Annotated in this window: 15 protein-coding genes; 8 read left to right on the top strand and 7 right to left on the bottom strand. The window is 68.6% G+C overall.

What is annotated here, in order from left to right; all coding sequences use genetic code 11:
- Positions 1-67: 67 nt before the first annotated feature.
- Positions 68-598 (bottom strand): iron response transcriptional regulator IrrA, encoded by a 531-nt coding sequence (gene irrA, locus SLNSH_RS16615; RefSeq protein WP_106338127.1) that lies wholly within the window; start codon positions 596-598, stop codon positions 68-70.
- A gap of 223 nt (positions 599-821) precedes the next feature.
- Between irrA and fabA the strand changes: the two genes are divergently transcribed.
- The 4 genes from fabA (at position 822) to SLNSH_RS16595 (ending at position 5996) form a co-directional block, all read left to right on the top strand.
- Positions 822-1334, top strand: a complete 513-nt coding sequence (gene fabA / locus SLNSH_RS16610) for a 3-hydroxyacyl-[acyl-carrier-protein] dehydratase FabA (RefSeq protein WP_106338126.1) — start codon at positions 822-824, stop codon at positions 1332-1334.
- Between the two features lie 82 nt (positions 1335-1416).
- Complete coding sequence (gene fabB, locus SLNSH_RS16605; RefSeq protein WP_106338168.1) at positions 1417-2640, top strand: beta-ketoacyl-ACP synthase I; 1224 nt, start codon at positions 1417-1419, stop codon at positions 2638-2640.
- Positions 2641-2668: 28 nt separating this feature from the next.
- Positions 2669-3523, top strand: coding sequence for an enoyl-ACP reductase FabI (gene fabI / locus SLNSH_RS16600; RefSeq protein ID WP_106338125.1), 855 nt, complete (start codon positions 2669-2671; stop codon positions 3521-3523).
- A 109-nt stretch (positions 3524-3632) separates the two neighbouring features.
- Positions 3633-5996, top strand: coding sequence for a xanthine dehydrogenase family protein molybdopterin-binding subunit (locus SLNSH_RS16595; protein ID WP_106338124.1), 2364 nt, complete (start codon positions 3633-3635; stop codon positions 5994-5996).
- A gap of 213 nt (positions 5997-6209) precedes the next feature.
- Here SLNSH_RS16595 and cysK read toward each other — a convergent pair whose 3' ends face one another.
- The 6 genes from cysK to ubiE all read right to left on the bottom strand — a co-directional run bounded on the left by cysK (position 6210) and on the right by ubiE (position 11826).
- Positions 6210-7199, bottom strand: a complete 990-nt coding sequence (gene cysK, locus SLNSH_RS16590) for a cysteine synthase A (RefSeq protein WP_106338123.1) — start codon at positions 7197-7199, stop codon at positions 6210-6212.
- A 75-nt stretch (positions 7200-7274) separates the two neighbouring features.
- Positions 7275-7721, bottom strand: a complete 447-nt coding sequence (locus SLNSH_RS16585) for an RrF2 family transcriptional regulator (RefSeq protein ID WP_106338122.1) — start codon at positions 7719-7721, stop codon at positions 7275-7277.
- 24 nt (positions 7722-7745) lie between these two features.
- A complete protein-coding gene (dut, locus tag SLNSH_RS16580) occupies positions 7746-8216 on the bottom strand; it encodes a dUTP diphosphatase (RefSeq protein WP_106338121.1) in 471 nt (156 codons plus the stop codon).
- Positions 8207-9439 (bottom strand): bifunctional phosphopantothenoylcysteine decarboxylase/phosphopantothenate--cysteine ligase CoaBC, encoded by a 1233-nt coding sequence (coaBC, locus tag SLNSH_RS16575; protein WP_106338120.1) that lies wholly within the window; start codon positions 9437-9439, stop codon positions 8207-8209. The genes dut and coaBC overlap by 10 nt, the downstream gene beginning before the upstream one ends.
- Before the next feature lie 25 nt (positions 9440-9464).
- Complete coding sequence (ubiB, locus tag SLNSH_RS16570) at positions 9465-11042, bottom strand: 2-polyprenylphenol 6-hydroxylase (protein WP_106338119.1); 1578 nt, start codon at positions 11040-11042, stop codon at positions 9465-9467.
- A gap of 7 nt (positions 11043-11049) precedes the next feature.
- On the bottom strand, positions 11050-11826 hold the full coding sequence (gene ubiE / locus SLNSH_RS16565; RefSeq protein ID WP_106338118.1) for a bifunctional demethylmenaquinone methyltransferase/2-methoxy-6-polyprenyl-1,4-benzoquinol methylase UbiE: 777 nt from the start codon (positions 11824-11826) through the stop codon (positions 11050-11052).
- Positions 11827-11914: 88 nt separating this feature from the next.
- On the opposite strand from ubiE, the gene mutM reads away from it, so the two are divergent.
- The 4 genes from mutM to rpsT all read left to right on the top strand — a co-directional run bounded on the left by mutM (position 11915) and on the right by rpsT (position 14976).
- Positions 11915-12799 carry a bifunctional DNA-formamidopyrimidine glycosylase/DNA-(apurinic or apyrimidinic site) lyase gene (mutM, locus tag SLNSH_RS16560; protein WP_106338117.1) on the top strand — a complete coding sequence of 295 codons (885 nt, stop codon included), beginning with the start codon at positions 11915-11917 and terminating at the stop codon, positions 12797-12799.
- A 102-nt stretch (positions 12800-12901) separates the two neighbouring features.
- Positions 12902-13675, top strand: a complete 774-nt coding sequence (locus SLNSH_RS16555; RefSeq protein WP_106338167.1) for an enoyl-CoA hydratase — start codon at positions 12902-12904, stop codon at positions 13673-13675.
- A gap of 85 nt (positions 13676-13760) precedes the next feature.
- On the top strand, positions 13761-14558 hold the full coding sequence (locus SLNSH_RS16550; RefSeq protein WP_106338116.1) for a TSUP family transporter: 798 nt from the start codon (positions 13761-13763) through the stop codon (positions 14556-14558).
- A 151-nt stretch (positions 14559-14709) separates the two neighbouring features.
- Positions 14710-14976, top strand: a complete 267-nt coding sequence (gene rpsT, locus SLNSH_RS16545) for a 30S ribosomal protein S20 (protein ID WP_106338115.1) — start codon at positions 14710-14712, stop codon at positions 14974-14976.
- Positions 14977-15382 lie beyond the last annotated feature (406 nt).

Raw genomic sequence — 15382 nt, 5'->3', positions numbered from 1 at the left:
GCGCCTAGGCGAACAGCAAAACGGCCGGGAATGGCCCGGCCGATCAAGACAGCATCTTGGAGCCCGATCAGCGGGCCTTCTTCTTGCGCAGGCGCACGATCACGTCCACGCGGGCGATCTCCATGCCTTCCGGAGGCTCGGGCAGGGAGGCGACCTTGACCTGGTCGCCTTCGATGTCGTGGAGGGTGTTCTCGCCTTCCACGAAAAAGTGATGGTGGTTGCTGACGTTCGTGTCGAAGTAGGTCTTGGCGCCCTCGACCGCGACCTCGCGCAGCAGGCCCGCTTCCGTGAACTGGTGAAGGGTGTTGTAGATCGTCGCCAGCGAGACCGGCACGCGGGCCTTGGTGGCCTCCTCGTACAGTTGCTCGGCCGTGAGATGGCGGTCGCCCTTCGAAAACAGCAGCCACCCGAGGCCGACCCGCTGCCGGGTCGGGCGCAGCCCCGCCTGGCGCAGCTTGCCGCGCAGGTCATGGAACAGGCATCCGCTCTGGTTCGGCCAGCCCGGCGCGACGCCAGAGAGCGCCCCGGCCTGCGGGGCGCGCGGCTGCACGATGGTGGTGACGCCCGGGCGGGAGGCGGATCGGTTCAGTTCCGTCATCAGGTGAGAGCTGTCTGCTGTTGCGTATCATTATCATAGGAACGCCAGGGGAGCGCTGCAACCCGTGGGAAATGCCTAGTCGAAAGACATCGGACGGGGTGAACCGGAAAGGCGGTTCCGGCTTTCGATGTTCAGGCCTCTGTGATACCAACGCTCCCGCAAACGGGCGCGCCGCAGGGCGCCGCCCTCCTTTTTCATGACGGGAACGGAGCCCTTCGGGGACATGCAGCAGCGGTCGAGCTACGAATACGAGGACCTTCTCGCCTGCGGACGCGGCGAGATGTTCGGACCTGGCAACGCCCAGCTGCCGCTTCCCCCGATGCTGATGTTCGACCGCATCTCGGAAATCAGCGAGACGGGCGGCCCGAACGGCAAGGGCTTCGTCCGCGCGGAACTCGAGATTCGTCCCGACCTCTGGTTCTTCCCGTGCCACTTCAAGGGCGACCCGGTGATGCCGGGCTGCCTGGGCCTGGACGCGCTCTGGCAGCTGTGCGGCTTTTTCCTCGGCTGGACCGGCGCGGAAGGCCGCGGGCGGGCGCTGGGCGTGGGCGAGGTGAAGTTCGCCGACCAGGTGCTTCCGAGCGTCAAGAAGGTGGTCTACGGCGTGGACCTGAAGCGCGTGTTCCGCTCCAAGCTCGTCCTCGGCGTGGCCGACGGCTGGCTGGAGGCGGACGGCCGCCGTATCTACGAGGCCAAGGACCTGCGGGTCGGCCTCTTCAAGGCCGCGGACGCCTGATCCTGCGTTCATTGAGCTTACGAACTGCATTCGCCCGGAGGCTCGAGAGCCCCGGGCCATCCACATGGAAGGAGCCGACACCATGAAGCGCGTCGTCGTGACCGGCATGGGCATCGTCTCATCGATCGGAAACAACACCCAGGAAGTGCTCGCGTCGCTGCGCGAGGCGAAGTCGGGCGTCATCCGGGCCGAGAAGTACGCGGAGCTCGGGTTCCGCTGCCAGGTGCACGGGCAGCCGTCGCTGGACCCGGCCGAGCTGGTCGATCGCCGCGCGATGCGTTTCCACGCCACCGGCACGGCCTGGAACCACGTCGCCATGGACCAGGCGATCCGCGACGCGGGCCTCGAGGAGAGCGACATCTCCAACGAGCGCACCGGCATCATCATGGGGTCGGGCGGCCCGTCCGCGCGCACCATCGTGGAAGCGGCGGACATCGCCCGCGACAAGGGCCCTAAGCGCATCGGCCCGTTCGCGGTGCCTAAGGCCATGTCGTCGACGGCCTCGGCGACGCTCGCCACCTGGTTCAAGATCAAGGGCGTGAACTATTCCATCTCGTCCGCCTGCGCGACGTCGAACCACTGCATCGGCAACGCCTACGAGATGATCCAGTACGGCAAGCAGGACGTCATGTTCGCCGGCGGCTGCGAAGAGCTCGACTGGACGCTGTCCGTGCTGTTCGACGCCATGGGGGCGATGTCGACCAAGTACAACGACCGCCCGGCGGTCGCCTCGCGCGCCTATGACAAGAACCGCGACGGCTTCGTGATCGCGGGCGGCGCCGGCGTGCTGGTGCTGGAGGAGTACGAGCGCGCCAAGGCGCGCGGGGCCAAGATCTACGCCGAGATCGCAGGCTACGGCGCGACCTCGGACGGCTACGACATGGTGGCCCCCTCCGGCGAAGGCGCGATCCGCTGCATGAGGCAGGCGCTCGCCACCGTGAAGACGCCCATCGACTACATCAACCCGCACGCCACCTCGACGCCCGTGGGCGACCAGAAGGAGATCGAGGCGATCCGGCAGGTGTTCGGCTCGGGCGAGAAGTGCCCGCCGATCTCGGCGACCAAGTCGCTGACCGGGCACTCGCTCGGCGCCACGGGCGTGCAGGAGGCGATCTACTCCCTGCTGATGATGAACAACGGCTTCATCTGCGAGAGCGCCAACATCGAGGAGCTCGATCCCGAGTTCGCGGACATGAATATCGTCCGCAAGCGGATCGACAACGCGAAGATCGGCACGGTCCTGTCGAACTCCTTCGGGTTCGGCGGCACCAACGCCACCATCGTGATGAAGCACCCGGACGCCTGACGCGGCTCATCCAGAAAAGGATCTCGGCATGTCGTCGATCATGTCCGGCAAGCGCGGCCTCATCATGGGGGTCGCGAACAACCACTCCATCGCGTGGGGCATCGCCAAGACGCTGGCCGAGCACGGGGCGGAGCTGGCCTTCACCTACCAGGGCGACGCGCTGCGCAAGCGCGTGGAGCCGCTGGCCAACAGCCTGGGCAGCTCGCTGGTCCTTCCCTGCGACGTCGAGGACGTCGCCACGGTGGACGCGACCTTCGCGGCGCTGAAGGAGGCCTGGGGCACGCTGGACTTCGTGGTCCATGCCATCGGGTTTTCCGACAAGTACGAGCTGAAGGGCCGCTACGCGGACACCACCCGGGAGAACTTCTCCCGGACCATGGTGATCTCCTGCTTCTCGTTCACCGAGGTGGCGAAGCGCGCGGTCGAGCTGATGCCGAACGGGGGGTCCCTCGTGACCCTGACCTATGGCGGCTCCACGCGGGTCATGCCCAACTACAACGTCATGGGCGTGGCCAAGGCGGCCCTGGAGGCCAGCGTGCGCTACCTGGCGAACGACTTCGGGCCGCAGGGCATCCGGGTGAACGCCCTGTCGCCCGGGCCGGTGCGGACGCTGGCGGGGGCCGGCATCACGGACGCGCGGCTGATGTTCAACTACCAGAAGCGGCACGCGCCGCTGCGGCGGACGGTCAGCATCGAGGAGATCGGCGGTTCGGCGCTGTACCTCCTGTCGAGCCTCTCGACGGGCGTGACCGGCGAGATCCACTACGTGGATTCCGGCTACAACATCATCTCCATGCCGGCGCCTGACGCGCTCAAGACCGTGGACGCCGCCGAGACCGCCGCCGAGGAGCAGGCGGAAGCGGCCGGCCAGGCGGCCGAGTAGTCCGTCCATGCCCTGAGCGCGGCGGAGCCTTGCCCGCCGCCCTCTCGCCTTTCCGCGGCCGTGCGCTAGACTCCGGGCATCCCCGCCCTTCTCCGAGCCAGCGCACGTCATGAACAAGCCGACGGACCAAACCGACCTGTCCCTCATGAAATTCGGCATCGGCCAGCCGGTGTCGCGCAACGAGGATCCCATCCTGGTGCGCGGCGAAGGCCGCTACACGGACGACGTCAACTTCGACGGCCAGCTCTACGCCGTGTTCGTCCGCAGCCCCTACGCCCACGGCGTGATCAACGGGGTGGACGTGGCGCCCGCGCTGGAGATGCCCGGCGTGGTGGCGGCCTACACGGGCGCGGATCTCGTGGCGGCCGGCTACGACACGCTCAAATGCGTCATGCCGCAAAAGCAGCGTGACGGCTCCGCGATGATCATGCCGGCCCGGCCTGCGCTGGCGGTGGACAAGGTGCGTTTCGTGGGCGACCCCGTCGCCTTCGTGGTGGCGGAGACCGCCGCCCAGGCGCGGGACGCGGCCGAGGCCGTCGCGCTCGACATCGACCCGCTTCCGGCCGTGACGACGCCCGAGGAGGCGGACCAGCCCGGGGCGGCCGCCGTCTACGACGAGGCGCCCGACAACTGCGCGCTCGACTACCATTTCGGCGAGACGGAGAAGGTGGACGCCGCCTTTGCGGCGGCGGCCCACGTCACCCGTCTCGAGATCGCCAACAACCGCGTCGTGGTGAACCCGCTGGAGCCCCGCTCGGCCGTGGCCCGCTTCGAGGGCGGCCGCTACGTGCTCAACGTCCCCACCCAGGGCGTGTTCGGCTTCCGCAACAGCCTGGCGGGCGTGCTGAAGGCCGACACCAAGCAGGTGCACGTGATCACCGGCAATGTGGGCGGATCCTTCGGCATGAAGGCCTCCGTGTTCCCGGAGTACATCGGCCTCCTCCATGCCGCCAAGGCGCTCGGCAAGCCGGTGAAGTGGACGGACCAGCGCTCCGAGAGCTTCGTGTCCGACCACCACGGCCGCGACCAGAACGTCACGGCGGAGCTCGCGCTGGACGCCAAGGGCAAGTTCCTGGCCGTGCGCATCAGCGGCCACAGCAACATGGGCGCCTACCTGTCGCCGGTTGCGCCGCTGATGTCGACGCTCAACATCCACAAGAACGGCATCGGCACCTACACGACGCCGCTGATCCAGGTGGACACGCGGTGCATGTTCACCAACACGGTGCCGATCAGCGCCTATCGGGGCGCGGGGCGGCCCGAGGGCAATTATTTCATGGAGCGGCTGATCGACGAAGCGGCGCGGGAGATGGGCATCGACCCGGTGAGCCTGCGCAAGCGCAACCAGATCAAGCCGTCGCAGATGCCCTACAAGACGCCCACTGACACGGTGTACGACTCGGGCGACTTCACGGCCTTGCTGGAGCGGGCCGTGGAGGCTGCCGACTGGAAGGGCTTCGCCCAGCGCAAGCGCGAGAGCCGGAAAAAGGGTCTCCTGCGCGGCCGCGGCATCGGCTGCTACCTGGAGGTGACGGCGCCACCGATGAACGAGATGGGCGGCATCCGCTTCGACGCGGACGGCGGCGTCACGATCATCACCGGAACGCTCGACTACGGACAGGGACACTGGACGCCGTTCGCGCAGGTGCTCACCACCAAGCTCGGCGTGCCCTTCGACAAGATCCGGCTGATCCAGGGCGACAGCGACAAGCTGATCGCCGGCGGCGGCACGGGCGGCTCCAAGTCGATCATGGCGTCCGGCGCGGCGATCTCGGAAGCGGCCGAGAAGGTGATCGAAAAGGGCAAGGTGATCGCCTCCTACGCCCTGGAGGCCGGGGTCGAGGACATCGAGTTCGCGGCCGGCCGCTTCATCATCGCGGGCACGGACCGGGGCATCGGCGTGATGGAGCTGGCGGCCAAGCTGCGCGAGGGCGGCCTGCGGTTGCCGGAGGATGCGCCGAAGTCGCTCGACGTGGACCATGTGCACCGGCTGTCGCCCTCGGCCTATCCGAACGGCTGTCACATCGCCGAGGTCGAGATCGACCCGGACACGGGCGTCACCAAGGTGGTGAGCTACGTGATGGTCAACGACTTCGGGACGGTGGTGAACCCCTTGCTGGTCGAGGGCCAACTGCATGGCGGCGTCATGCAGGGCATCGGGCAGGCCCTCATGGAGTTCACGGAGTATGATTCCGACGGTCAGCTCGTGACGGGCTCCTTCATGGACTACGCCATGCCGCGCGCGGACGACACGCCGGCCTTCTCGTTCGAGAGCCGTCCCACGCCGGCCAAGACGAACCCGCTGGGCGCGAAGGGGTGCGGCGAGGCCGGCTGCGCCGGCGCCCTGCCCTCGGTGATGAACGCCATCAACGACGCCCTGGCGGAGGTCGGCGTGAAGCACATGAACATGCCGGCCACGCCCCGGCGCGTGTGGGAGGCCATCCAGGCGGCCAAGGCCAGCGCGGCGGCGTGACGAAGCCACCCGGTCGTCAACCTCGGCTGCGCGTCATCCCCGGCGGCGCGAAGCGCCGGGAAGGGGATCCAGGGCGTTGGGCGCCACCCCCTGGATCCCCTTCCACTCCGCCACTTCGCGGCTCCGGCCGGGGATGACGGTTTGGGCGCTTCAACCGGACGAAAAAGGGCGGCCACTGGGCCGCCCTTTGCGTGCGAGCGTCGCAGAGGCCGATCAGAGCCCTTCGAACAGCGCAGTCGAGAGATAGCGCTCGGCGAAGGAAGGGATGATGATCACGATGTTCTTGCCCTTCGCCTCCGGGCGGGCGGCGATCTCCAACGCCGCCGCGACGGCTGCGCCCGACGAGATGCCGACCGGGATGCCCTCGACGCGGGCGACCAGGCGGGCGGTGTCGAAGGCGGTCTGGTTGCCGACGGTGATCACCTCGTCGATCACCGAGCGGTCCAGCACCTCGGGGATGAAGCCGGCGCCCAGGCCCTGGATCTTGTGCGGGCCCGGCTGGCCGCCGGACAGCACGGGCGAGTCTTCCGGCTCCACCGCGACGACCTTGAGGCTGGGGCGGCGGGGCTTGAGGACCTGGCCGACGCCCGTGATGGTGCCGCCCGTGCCGACGCCGGACACGAAATAGTCGACCTCGCCGTGCGTGTCGTTCCAGATCTCCTCCGCGGTCGTCTTGCGGTGGATCTCGGGGTTGGCGGGATTGGAGAACTGCTGCGGAATCACCGAGCCCGGAATGGAGGCCTTGAGCTCCTCGGCGCGGGCGATGGCGCCCTTCATGCCCAAGGGGGCCGGCGTGAGCTCCAACTGCGCGCCAAGCAGCGCGAGCATCTTGCGGCGCTCGATCGACATGGACTCGGGCATGACGAGAATGAGCTTGTAGCCGCGGGCGGCCGCCGTGAAGGCGAGCGCGATGCCGGTGTTGCCGGAGGTGGGCTCGATCAGGGTCGAGCCGGGACGGATCGCGCCGGCGGCCTCGAGCGCGTCGATCATGTTGACGCCGATGCGGTCCTTCACGCTCGCGATGGGGTTGAAGAACTCGAGCTTGGCGAGGAGGTTCGCGCCGACGCCCTTCTCCTTGGCGATGCGGCTGAGGCGAACCAGGGGCGTGTCGCCGATGGTCTGGGTGATGGAGTCATAGATGCGGCCACGGCCGGGGGCCTGGCCGACATCGGACGTGGGTTGAAGAGCTGCGGGATTGGCCATGGTCGTCCTCCGATCCGAATGGCGGCACGCTAGTGCTTTTCACGCGTTCTGTCGATAATTTTCAAATTGCACAATTCATATCGTGAAATCGGCGGTCAGGATGTTCTCGCGGTATATGCCGTCCGCCTTGCGGCAGAGATCATCGACGGTGACCGCGTCCAGCTCACGCAGGAATGCGGTCGCTGCGCGCTGGACAGTTGGGCCGACGACTTCGTCCACGAGCTTGGATTCCGGAATGGGCGGCATGGAATCCTCGCCCGTGGACGCCATGGCGGCGCGGACGATATCGCCGGCCGTGATGCGGCGCCTTTCACGGGCGATCTCGTAGCCGCCGCGGGGGCCGCGGACGCCCTTGAGGATGCCGGCGCGCACCAGGGCCTGGAGCATCGTCTCGAGGTGACGCGGCGGAAGATTATGCCGCGCGGCCAGGTGCTTGGCCGCGACCGGAGAAGGCCGCGCGTGCAGCGCGATGTCCACCACGGCGGCGATGGCCAGCAGGCTGCGCCTCGACAGCAGGATCATTCCAGCGACCTTTGCGGACGGGCGTCACACTCCCGTCGAACCAAATCCTCCGGCGCCCCGGGCCGTGCCGGCCAGAGCGTCGCGCTGCTCCAGCCGAACCCGCGTGACGGGCGCCACCACGAGCTGCGCGATCCGCATCCCACGCGTGATCTCGAAGGGCTCGGCGCCATGGTTGATCAGAACCACGCCGACCTCGCCCCGGTAATCCGCGTCCACCGTTCCCGGCGCGTTCAGGACCGTGACCCCGTGCTTCAGAGCCAGTCCCGAACGTGGGCGAACCTGCGCTTCGTAGCTCTCAGGGACGTGGAGCATCAGTCCCGTCGGGACAAGAGCCCTTTCCCCGGATTTCAACGTGATTTTCTCATTTTCTCCGATTGCGGCGAGCAAATCCAGCCCGGCGCTGTGCGGGGTCTCGTAGCGGGGTAGCGGCAGCCCTTCTGCGTGGGGCAGGCGCTGGACGCCCACGACAATCTCCGCGGGTTGGGTCAGACCCATTGCTTGTCCTTCAGCGCCGTGGCGATGCGCTCGGCGAGCTTGCGAGCCACATCGCTCTTGTCCATGTCCGGCCAGCTCTCGACGCCCTGCGCGGAGACGATCGCGACGGTGTTGCGGTCGCCGCCCATCACGCCCGAGCCGGGCTCCCCCGTGTGGCTCACGTCGTTCGCCACGATCCAGTCGCAGCCCTTGCGGGCGAGCTTGGCCTTGGCGTGCTCGACCACCTTCTCGGTTTCGGCCGCGAAGCCGACCACGAGGATGGGGCGCCCCTCCTTCCGCCTGGCGATCGTGGCCAGGATATCCGGGTTCTCGACCAGCCCCAGCGAAGGCGGGCCGGAGCCGTCCTTCTTGAGCTTTTCTTCTCCGGCCTGGGCGACACGCCAATCGGCCACCGCGGCGCAGAACACGGCGGCGTCCACCGGCATGCGCGCCTCCACGGCGGCGAGCATCTCCCGGGCGGTCTCCACGCGCACGACCGTCACCCCCGGAGGGTCCGGGATCGAGACAGGGCCGGACACCAGCGTCACCTCGGCGCCGAGCTCAGCCGCGGCGCGCGCGATGGCGTGGCCCTGCTTGCCGGACGAGCGGTTGGCGATGTAGCGCACCGGATCGATGGGCTCGTGCGTGGGGCCTGAGGTCACCAGCACCCGCTTTCCGGACAGCGGACCGACCTTATGCTCGCCCAGCATGGCCGCAGCGGCGTCCGCGATGGCGTCGGGCTGGGCCATGCGACCCGGGCCGAACTCACCGCAGGCCATCTCGCCCTCGTCCGGGCCCACCACGGCCACGCCGTCGGCCTGCAGGGTCGCGAGATTGCGCTTGGTGGCCGGGTGCTCCCACATGCGCACGTTCATGGCCGGCGCGATCAGCACGCGCTTGTCGGTGGCCAGCAGCGCCGTGGAGGCCAGGTCGTTGGCGAGGCCGTTCGCCATCTTGGCCATGAGGTCCGCCGTGGCGGGCGCCACGACCAGCAGGTCGGCGTCGCGCGACAGCTCGATGTGGCCCATCTCGGCTTCATCGGTGAGCGAGAACAGGTCCGTATAGGCCTTGTCGCCCGAGAGGCTCGCGGCCGCGAGCGGCGTGACGAACTGCTCGGCCGCCTTCGTCAGGATGCAGCGCACGGACGCGCCGCGCTTGCGGAAGGCGCGGACAAGCTCGAGCGAGCGGTAGGCCGCGACGCCGCCGCCGATGATCAGGAGAATGCGTTTGCCGGCGAGCGTCATGACGGGCTCCGGGTTCGCGCGCTTTCTACCACGACAGGATGCGCATCGTCGCGGCGAACACGCAGATGGCGATGATCCACAGCGCCACCGTGGACCAGCGGTTGCGCTCCGCCTCGGCCCGGCCGATGCCGGCCAGGCTCTCCGGGGCGAGCCGGAAGCCGTTCACGGCCGACTCCTCCAGGTCGATCACCAGGCGTTCGGCGCGGTTCACCAGGGACGGGAGATGGCCGAAGAGGTTGGCGTAATCGAGCGCGCCGCGGCCGGCCTGCTCCAGGCGGCCGATCGGGCCCAGGTTGCGCTCGATCCACTCGCGGACGACGGGCTCGGAGGTGCGCCACATGTCGAGCCGCGGGTCGAGGTTGCGGGCGACGCCCTCGACCACGACCATGGTCTTCTGGAGCATGACGAGCTCGGTGCGGGTGGTCATGTCGAAGATGCCGGTGATCTCGAACAGCAGCGTCAGCAGCTTCGCCATGGAGATCTGGTCGGCGGTGCGGTCGTGGATGGGCTCCCCGATGGCCCGGATCGCCTGGGCGAAGTCGTCCACCGAATGGCGCGGCGGCACGTAGCCGGCCTCGAAATGCACCTCAGCGACCCGGCGGTAATTGCGGGTGATGAAGCCCAGCAGGATCTCCGCCAGGAACCGCCGCTCCTTGAGCCCGAGGCGCCCCATGATGCCGAAGTCGACCGCGCAGAGCCGGCCCGTCGTGTCGACGAACAGGTTTCCGGGGTGCATGTCGGCATGGAAGAAGCCGTCCCGGAGGGCGTGCCGGAGGAAGGACTGGATCACGCTGCGGGCGAGCGCGACCCGGTCATAGCCGGCTTCCTCGATCGCGGGCAGCGCGTTCAGGGGCAGGCCGTCGATCCACTCCATGGTGAGCACGTCGCGAGCCGTGCGCTCCCAATCGGGAACGGGCGTGCGGAAATCGACATCCTCGCGGGTGTTCTCGGCCATCTCGGAGAGGGCGGCGGCCTCCAGGCGCAGGTCCATCTCCATGGAAACGGAGCGCGCCAGCGTCTCCACGACGCCGATCGGCTTTAGCCGCTTGGTTTCCGGAAGCCAGTTCTCGATCATGCGGGCCGCGAAGGCCATCGCCTTCAGGTCCTTGCGGAACCGGGCGCGGACGCCGGGCCGCAGCACCTTCACGGCCATCTCGCGATCGCCATCCGGGCCGCGCACCGTCGCGCGGTGCACCTGGGCGATGGACGCGGCGGCGACCGGCTCGCTGAAGCTCGTGAACACGCGGTCGAGCGGCAGCCCGAAGGAGGCCTCGACGACTGCGGCGGCCTCGGCGCGACCGAAGGCGGGCATGCGGTCCTGCAGGGCCTCGAGGTCGCGGGCGACGCGGACGCCCACGACGTCCGGCCGGGTGGCCAGGAACTGGCCGAACTTGACGTAGGACGGCCCCAGCCGGGTCAGCGCGGCGGCCAGGCGCTGTGCGCCATCGCCGGCGCCGCGACGCTCGATGAGGCGCACGACCCAGAGCAGGGGCTTGGCGCCCGCCGGGAGTTCGGAGGGGTCGACGAGCGCGAACGCACCCTCGCGCGCCAGCACGAAGCCGACCCGCGCAAGCCGGGCCAGTTGGACGATGGAGGTCAGCACGCGGGGCTCACAGCTTCCAGGCGGAATGCAGGCGCACGATGCCGCCGCTCATCGGCCGGTCCGTCACCCGCCCGAAGCCGGCCTCCCGGATCATGGCCGAGAACGCGCCAGGCCGCGGGAACTTGCGGATGGACTCGACGAGGTACCGGTAGGGCTCGCCGTCGCCCGTGACCACCTTGCCGAGCGCCGGGACGGCCGTGAACGAATAGGCGTCATAGATCGCGTCCAGCACGGGGACGTCCACGTGCGAGAACTCCAGGCACAGGAAGCGGCCGCCGCGCTTGAGGACCCGGTACGCCTCCGCGAGCGCGAGCTCGATCCGGGGCACGTTGCGGATGCCGAACGCGATCGTATAGGCGTCGAAGCTCTTGTCCGGGTAGGGCAGGCTCTCGGCGTTGCCCTCCACGAAGTCGATGCGGCCCTCGAAGCGGGCCGGGGCGCGGTCGCGGCCGACCGCCAGCATGTCGGCGTTGATGTCCAGCACGGTCACGTGCGCCTGCGACCCGGAGGCGTCGAGCACCCGGAAGGCGATGTCGCCGGTGCCGCCGGCCACGTCGAGGTGCCGGTAGGGCTTGGTGGGCGGGGGCCGCAGGGTGGAGATCAGGGCGTCCTTCCAGGCCCGGTGCAGGCCGGCGGACATGAGGTCGTTCATCAGGTCGTACCGGTTGGCGACCTTGTGGAACACCTCGTCCACCATCGACTGCTTCTCGCCGAGGCGAACGGTCGAGTAGCCGAAATGGGTTTCGGCCGCCTCGTCGCCCCTGCTGGTCCTGCCCGCTTGCATGATCGGATCCTGTGTTGGCGGCGCGGACCATAGCGCCTGCGCGCGCGCCGCGCTATGTGGCGTCGCATCCGTCCCTCGTAGGTCCCGCATGCCTGAATTGCCCGAAGTCGAAACGGTCCGCCGCGGCCTGGAGCCGGCCATGGTGGGGCAGACCATCGTGGGGGTGGAGCAGCGGCGACCGGACCTGCGGTTTCCCTTCCCCGAGCGCTTCGCCGAACGGCTCACCGGCCGCAAGGTCGAGGCGCTTGGCCGGCGGGCGAAGTACCTGCTGGCCGACCTCTCCGGCGGGGATGTCCTCGTCATGCATCTCGGCATGACGGGACGCTTCACGGTGGCCATGCCGGAGGCGGGCGCCTCCCCGCTGGGCGAGTTTCACCACGAGGCCGGCGGGGTGGCCGCACACGACCACGTGGTGCTGCGGCTCGCGAATGGGGCGGTCATCACCTATAACGACGCGCGCCGCTTCGGCTTCATGACTCTGATCGCCCGGGCGGAGCTGAACGAGCACCCGCTCTTCCGGGCCATGGGCATCGAGCCGCTCGGCAACGAGCTGAACGGGGCCTCCCTCGCGGCCCTGTTCGCGGGCAAGAGCGCTCCGCTAAAGGCCGCCCTGCTGGACCAGCGTCTCGTGGCGGGGCTGGGCAACATCTATGTCTGCGAGGCCCTGCACCGGGCGCGGCTGTCGCCGCGGCGCGAGGCCGGGACCATCGCCAGCAAGGCGGGCGGGCCGACGCAAAAGTCCGAGCGGCTCGCGGGCGTGATCCGCGATGTTCTGGAGGAGGCGGTCGCGGCGGGCGGTTCGACCCTTCGCGACTACGCCCATACGGACGGCTCGCTCGGCTATTTCCAGCACACCTTCAGAGTCTATGACCGGGAGGGCGCCCCTTGCCCGACCCCCGGCTGCCGCGGGGTCGTTCAGCGCATCGTGCAGTCCGGGCGCTCGACGTTCTTCTGCGCCTCCTGCCAGCGCTGATGCGGTGCGGGCTCGCGCATTCCGGCCGCGCAACGCTGTGTGTTGCGGTCGCGCCCCGCCTCGTTTAGCGACTGGAGCGCATCCAGCATGCGGGAGGCGTCCATGTCCTACGAGACCATCATCGTCGAAACCCATGGCCGGGTCGGCCTCGTGCGGCTCAACCGGCCCCAGGCCCTGAACGCGCTCAACTCCACGCTCATCGGCGAGCTTGACCGGGCCCTGGACGGCTTCGACAAGGACGCCGGCATCGGCTGCGTGGTGCTCACCGGCTCCGAGAAGGCCTTTGCGGCGGGCGCGGACATCAAGGAGATGCAGTCGCTCTCCTTCCCGGACACCTACCTCGACGACTTCATCACCTCGTGGGACCGCATCGGGCACAAGCGCAAGCCGATCGTCGCGGCGGTGGCGGGCTTCGCGCTCGGCGGCGGTTGCGAACTCGCCATGATGTGCGACTTCATCCTGGCCGCCGACACGGCCAAGTTCGGCCAGCCCGAGATCAAGCTCGGCGTCATGCCCGGCGCGGGCGGCACCCAGCGCCTGACCCGCTTCGTCGGTAAGGCCAAAGCCATGGAAATGTGCCTGACCGGCCGCATGATGGACGCCTCAGAGGCGGAGCGCGCCGGCCTCGTCTCGCGCGTCGTGCCTGCGGCCGAACTCGTGGACGAGGCCATGAAGGTCGCCGCCCAGATCGCCGGCATGTCGCTGCCCATCGCGATGATGACCAAGGAAAGCGTCAACCGGGCCTATGAAACCACCCTGGCGGAAGGCATCCGTTTCGAGCGGCGCGTGTTCCACGCGATGTTCGCCACCAGGGACCAGAAGGAAGGCATGACGGCCTTCGTGGAGAAGCGGAAGCCCGACTTTTCCCACGGCTGACGCCGCCCGATTCCCCGCTCCTCCCCGACGGGCGGCCTCGCCGCCGGTCGGCGCAATGCGCAGCAGCGCTGCGCCAAGGTCCCCCATGGAACTCGACCTCGTCACGCTCGGCCTGCTCGGGCTGGTCGCCCTCACGGCCGGCTTCGTCGATTCCATCGCGGGCGGCGGGGGCTTGCTGACAGTGCCCGCCCTGCTGCTCGCCGGGTTCGACCCGGTCAGCGCCGTGGCGACCAACAAGATCCAAGGCCTGTCGGGCGGCATTTCGGCCACCCTGGCTTTCGCGAGGGCCGGCCAGATCACATGGCGGGAGAGCCTGCCGCTGGCCGGCATGGCCGCGATCGGGGGCCTGGTCGGGGCCCTGACCGTCCGCCACCTGCCCGGGGACGTCCTGGCGGGCGCGATTCCGATTCTGCTGCTGGGCATCGCCGTCTATTTCGGCGCATCCCCGAAGATCCGGAACGAAGATGCGCGACGGCGTGTCTCGCCGATGGTGTTCGGGCTGACGGTCGCGCCGCTGGTGGGCTTCTATGACGGCTTCTTCGGGCCGGGCGCCGGCTCCTTCTATATGGTCGGCATGGTGACGCTGCTCGGGCTCGGGCTCGTCCGCGCGACCGGCAACACCAAGCTGCTGAACTTGAGCAGCAACGCCGCGTCGCTGGCGCTCTTCATCGCCTCCGGCCTTGTTGTGTGGCCCGTCGGCCTCGTCATGGCCGCAGGCTCCTTCACGGGGGCGCAGGTCGGGTCGCGGCTCGCCCTTCGGCACGGCGCGCGCGTGATCCGCCCGCTGCTCATCCTGGTCTGCCTGGCGGTGGCGGCGCGCCTCCTGGCCGACCCCGCCAATCCCTTGCGCCATGCTGTGGCCAGGCTGGCGTCAACGCACTGAAGAGCGTTGACGATCATCCGGTCTGCGTGTAGAAGCCCGGTCACACGAAAGCCGGCCGGCGCGTCCGACGGGCCTTCTCCCAATTTTTCAAGGAACACGGCGCGGCCTGCGACCCGACACTGATCGGTCGGCGCGCGATGAGGACGAACTGATGGCCAATACTCCCTCGGCTAAGAAGGCCGCCCGCAAGATCGAGCGTCGCACTGCGGTCAACCGTAGCCGCCGTTCGCGGATGCGCACCTTCGTGAAGAAGGTCGAGGAGGCCATCAAGGCCGGCGACAAGACGGCCGCCGCCGAGGCCTTCAAGGCCGCCGAGCCGGTGCTCGTCCGCGCCGCGCAGAAGGGCATCATCCACCGCAACACCGCCTCCCGGAAGGTGTCGCGTCTGGCTCACGCGATCGCCTCGATCAGCGCCTGATCCGGCGCCTTCCACGCTTTAAAAAGCCCGGCCTTTGGCCGGGCTTTTTTGTTGCCAAGAGGTACATACAACCAGCGTTGCAGCAGCGCATCACTGGTTGCATGAGCGCATTCAAGGCCAAGCCTTCGCCACTTTTCATCTTGACAGGCATGCCAGTTCAATGGCCGCGGCCAAGCTGTGGAAGGGTCTTGGACTGCGCAGAAAAATTCCTGCTTTTTCCGTTACTTATCCCCCAAAGGGGGCAAGGGCCGCGGAATCTGGGGAGTCAGCAGGCGAGCGTCACGAGGGTTTAAAAAAAAGCTGCGCCGGGCGCCGTTTCGCCACGTTGTCCCGGCCCCTTAAGGAAAGGTGAACTGAGTCAAGGTTTTGCCCCAGGCTCAACCGAGGTTGCAGTCGGCTGTGGGGG

The sequence above is a fragment of the Alsobacter soli genome, assembly GCF_003004785.1.
GTDB classification, from domain to species: Bacteria; Pseudomonadota; Alphaproteobacteria; order Rhizobiales; family Beijerinckiaceae; genus Alsobacter; species Alsobacter soli.
The sequence above is the reverse complement of the archived record's forward strand: the minus strand, read 5'-3'. Positions and strand labels throughout refer to the sequence as shown.